Origin of the sequence: Rhodoplanes roseus (assembly GCF_003258865.1) — a bacterium.
GTDB lineage: Bacteria > Pseudomonadota > Alphaproteobacteria > Rhizobiales > Xanthobacteraceae > Rhodoplanes > Rhodoplanes roseus.
Genome location: NZ_NPEX01000659.1, coordinates 1 through 495, shown reverse-complemented (window position 1 = coordinate 495; position 495 = coordinate 1). Strand labels below are relative to the sequence as shown.

Sequence of the window (495 nt, the reverse complement as noted above, 5' to 3'; positions counted from 1 at the left end):
TCAAGCTGCATGCGGCCGGCGACGGGCTGCGCTCGCGCCAGCTCTATCTGCCGGACACCAATATCCTCATCACCCGCTTTCAGGGCGACGAGAGCGTGGCGGAGGTTTCCGACTTCATGCCTCTCGACGGGTCGGGGCGGATCGTGCGGCGGGCGAAGGCGATCCAGGGCGATGTCGATTTTACGCTCTCCTGCGCGCCGCGCTTCGATTACGGACGCGGTACGACGAGCGCGGAGGCGATCCCGTACGGGGTCAAATTCTCCGACGGGGAAAGGCAGCTCTTCCTCTATAGCCGTGTCGAGCTCGGCATATCGGAAGGCACGGCAGAGGCGCGGTTCCGCCTGAAAGAGGGCGAGCATGCCTTCGTCGTGCTCTGTCCCGGCCGCGCAGATGCTCCGCCGATCGACGCCGGCTACGTTTCCAGGAGTTTCGTCGAGACGAGCGATTTCTGGCACAATTGGGTGGCGAACGGCCGTTACCCGTCGCGCTGGCGCG

The 495-nt window shown here is 65.3% G+C and carries 1 pseudogene; it reads left to right on the top strand.

The features are described 5' to 3' along the window. A pseudogene (locus CH341_RS34770) lies at positions 1-495 on the top strand (glycoside hydrolase family 15 protein); the annotation flags it as partial.